Here is a 4,014-nt window from a genome sequence, read left to right as displayed (position 1 = left end):
GAGTCAGTTAAAAATACGGCAGAGGCAATGCTAAATGCAACCGCCTCACTCTATCGCGCAGTGGGTCCTACAGTTGGAAAGGTGGTTTCTTTAGGAACCTATATACTACCATCTCATTACACGCCCTATGTCGCTAAACAAACGTATACTAGCGGTGTGACTAGAGCCTGGAATGCATTCACCTCCCTTTTCTCTGAGTCTGTTAAGAGAAAATTTAGTGATCAGGGTGAGTTTTGGGCCTATTTAAATCCAAGTACGGATCCTGCTGTTGCTGAAGACTTCTTTAATATTCATGCCTTAGCAGAAGCGAGCGGCTGTCCTTCCTTAGAAAAAGAGTTCTTTGATGCTTATATGGCAAGGCCTGAAGTTAAGGTTAAATCGGACTATGAGAGCTATATGGCTTTTAAAGCTAAGATTAATCCAGACACTTTAGCTACACCATTAATTGAGCAACTCAAAGCATTTGCAAACGACGAAAGCAGTGAAAAAGGCGATAAAGCAAATTATATGATTCAAAGAGTAAAAACATTGGAAGCTGAAATTAAGAGCTCTAAAAATAGCATGGCTAATTTTAATGAATTAGCAGCGGCTATGCACTTTGAATCTGACGATCCTAAAGTGCAAGCTTTCCAAAAACTCTATGTACGTCCGGCCCTGGATAGGGCTTCATTGCATAACCAGCAGCAACAGTTGATGCCAAAATTAGAAAAAGAGCTTGATGCTATCTATGACAAATTAAAAGATAAAGTATTCATGGGTGCATTAGATAAAGAAGCCAAGGCAGCCTTTGATACAAGACATGAAAAATTAAGAGATATTTATAGCAAATTAAAAGGTGGGAAACTTTTAACAACTACAGATGTAAGGGATTTAGAAAAATATAAAGATAAAAGCGATACAAGCCTTAATCTTCTATGGATAGCGGAGTTCACAGACTCTTTTCCTCCTACGGAAGCCCCTAAACCACCTAAAGCATTCACTCCTAAAGAGGAGTCACGTCAGGGCTATCAAGCAACTTTGGACACAATTCATCCTGTTTTGAGCCATATTTCTGAGAGCCTAAAAACAATTAACCGCCTGTGAAGGTCTGCGGGCTTTGAGTCCGAATGATCCTCTCAAAAGTTTATGTGATGCTAAAATCAGCTATCTAAAGACATTAGATAAAGCTGTCGCCCAGCTCATGACAGATATTAAAAAGGATGATGATCTTGCAGAGGAAATAAGGAAATTAGTGGGTGGTGAAATTGATATGTCAGATATGCTTAGTGCCCAAGCATTGTCCAAACAATTGATATCTCTTGCTTGGGAAACGGTTCTGCCAAAAAGTGGAATGCTGTCCGCAACGATGCCTGAAAAATCTTAGCTTACGCAATGAGTAAGAATGAGCATTTAGATGGCATTATACAAGCTAAAGTTAAATATGAGAAAGCGTTTAACGATACACCGCCTCCACCAGAATTAATGACGCGATTGAGTAATCCTTTAACAAGAAATCAATTGACTAATGAAGAACTTGTCAAGAAAGGCGTTAGCCAAGGTTTAAATGTTGTAACTGGTTTTATTCCTGGAATGGCTCAATATTACGCATTAAGTATGCCGCTTGCTTATGTTATGCCTCAGGCCGTTATTGCTGATATTGCGATAGGGGTGTTAGCCCGTCCAGAGGTACAAGAGAAACTTTTCCCTGGACCTATGAAATCTCTTTTCTCTTCAGTTGGCGGATTAGTAGGCTCTGCAAAGGATTATTTAACGGGTATGGCAGCTGAGAAGCTTAAAGATGTAATCAGTCCTTATTTAAATGTCGAAGTGCAAAAAATTCTGGAACAAAAAGCCTTTGAGTATGCCGCTAAAGATCCATCTCAGCGGTCAGCGCTTAAAGGACACGAACGTGAGGCATTTTCAGGTTTTTACTTGCAATATCGGGCTATCAAAAAGAATAACCCTGCATTAGATAGGGCCGCTTGTGTCAAATACTTATTTAGTCAATCCCTGGAAGGTATGCCTGAATCAGAGCACGATAACTTTGTTAACAAAGTAAGCGCAGAGTTTGAGCGTGTTGATAACGCGTTAAAAGCACAAATGCCACCTACTTCACAAGAAGCGGAATTGGAAAGAGAGTTGGAATTTTTAATGAAGAATGTTGATTTTAACTCCCCTTCAGAAACGGCTCTAGTCGGCATGTGTGTTTATAATCGACTCATGATGATGCAAATGGAGGCTTCCAAAGAAGTAACGGAAGAACAAGCAAGAACATTGCAACAAAAAGCAATGTCCACTCTAGAGTCTGTATTAGTAAGCTTAGAAGAAGCAGATACTCTTGCACCTGTAGAACAGCGAACAAAAGCGCGTGCTGTAGAATTGCAAGACGCAACCAAGATGCTTGCGAAAGCCAAGTTTGAGGAATTGAGCAAGGAATTAATCGCTACATCACAATTAATAGAGAATAATATTAAGGATCGTAAGGAACGGCTAATACCTGAAAGCCGCGAAAACGAACCTAAATTAGCTGGAAGAACTGTCTTAGAGTCTGAACTAGATAAATCTATTAAAGTCGGCCCTTCAATGAGGATAGCGAAAACTATTGCTAACGTGTTACCAGCAGTGATTTTTTGGGCCTTTGTGGGCACTGCTATTGCTGCAGGAGGGTTTGGACTAGGTGCTTTGACTGCTGTAGGTCTTGGTTCACCCATTGGTGCAGCCATCCTTGGAGCAGTTCTAGTAGCAAAAGTAGCTTTCAATACAGTCCGCGAAGTGAGGGCGCGTGATAACGAATTTGAGGCTATTAAAGCTAGAACAGATATTTCACCTTTCCAGAAAACGCTTTTAACAGGCTTGAATTATCTAAAGTGTTTCGGTATAGGTCTACTAAAAGCGGTCGTTACGGATACTATCTATAACAAGGTTACTGGTGTGTTTACTTCAGGTGTTAAACCTATCGTAGATACTGTTCAAAGTGTTCGAGATTTAGTCAGAAAGCATCCAAAGGTAGACACCTTAGAGAACGAAATGGAACTTCTGTCTGGATTAAAGTCTGACTTAGACACGTTTCATGAATTAGTTAAAACACAAATTGCGGCTAAGGAAAAAGTTGGGTTTAGTGCCTCTGCGCCTAATCCTAAAGACTACACGCGGCAATCTTCTTATGACTCAGATGTCAAGGCTTATGAAGAGATGCAAGTGCGAGCTAAGGCGATAAAGGACATGGGTGAAAAAATTAAAACCCAATTGGAGCGTGCACAAAAAGATCTTACAACATCTTCTGGTAGTGATTCTAGATGGCAAGAAGGTGTTAATCCTGAGCTGGAGAGTTATAAAACAGCATTTAGCAAGATTACTAAAGCAATGAACGATGTGGAGCTCATTAGTCAGGCAGAACGTAGAATGCAACCTGAAATAAGTGAGCATGCAAGAAATGCTAATAACTATGCTAAAGAAGCAGTTAGACAATCTGAAGTCGTAAAACAAATTGCAACGAGAATACAGGTAGAACGGGAAAACTTTTCTACGGTTGATCAGTTGAAAAATAATAAGAATGGATTGAAGGAGATGGCTGCCAGAGTGCGCCAAACAATTAGCGATATGACTGTAGTTACCAAAGAAGCGGAAAAGCAATATAAAAGTGCGTATGCAGAAGCTGGAAAAGCTGGTGAAGTGGGTATTTCTTCTTTGACTTCAATTACAGGGCCTACGCTGAAAGCCAGCAACGAAGCCAAGAGCGCGTGGGAGTCTGCAAAAAAAGTAGTAAGTGAGTCTCAGGAATTTTTAAAGACTATAGAGACAGAATTAGCTCGAATTACTCGCGAGGTTGTTGTTGGGCATACTACAAAAGTACATGAACACTTAGAGCAAGCCTCACAAGCTTCGAAAGAAGTATTGGGTGACCGAGAACATCCGGGTGTTCAGAAAATTCTTACAGACATCATTGAAGATCTGGAAATGAGTTATGACCAGCAAGAATATGAAGAATATTTAATGGCCTGGACTATGAGAGTTTAGAAGAGATGGCTGAGGAAT

3 protein-coding genes are annotated in these 4,014 nt (G+C 40.3%); all 3 read left to right on the top strand.

Annotated elements, in window-relative coordinates; genetic code table 11:
- The coding region (locus tag BN58_RS31775) for a coiled-coil domain-containing protein (protein ID WP_198009889.1) at nt 1-1,083 on the top strand (1,083 nt) is incomplete at its 5' end.
- A gap of 13 nt (nt 1,084-1,096) precedes the next feature.
- On the top strand, nt 1,097-1,363 hold the full coding sequence (locus BN58_RS12470) for a hypothetical protein (RefSeq protein ID WP_019217124.1): 267 nt from the start codon (nt 1,097-1,099) through the stop codon (nt 1,361-1,363).
- Nucleotides 1,364-1,371: 8 nt separating this feature from the next.
- Complete coding sequence (locus BN58_RS12465) at nt 1,372-3,996, top strand: hypothetical protein (protein ID WP_019217123.1); 2,625 nt, start codon at nt 1,372-1,374, stop codon at nt 3,994-3,996.
- The last annotated feature ends 18 nt before the right edge of the window (nt 3,997-4,014 follow it).

Origin of the sequence: Legionella tunisiensis (assembly GCF_000308315.1) — a bacterium.
GTDB classification, from domain to species: Bacteria; Pseudomonadota; Gammaproteobacteria; order Legionellales; family Legionellaceae; genus Tatlockia; species Tatlockia tunisiensis.
The sequence above is the reverse complement of the archived record's forward strand: the minus strand, read 5'-3'. Positions and strand labels throughout refer to the sequence as shown.

Bases quoted from the DNA above. Each gene is read 5' to 3' on its own strand.
- BN58_RS12465 (WP_019217123.1), top strand. From the start codon at position 1,372: ATGAGTAAGAATGAGCATTTAGATGGCATTATACAAGCTAAAGTTAAA.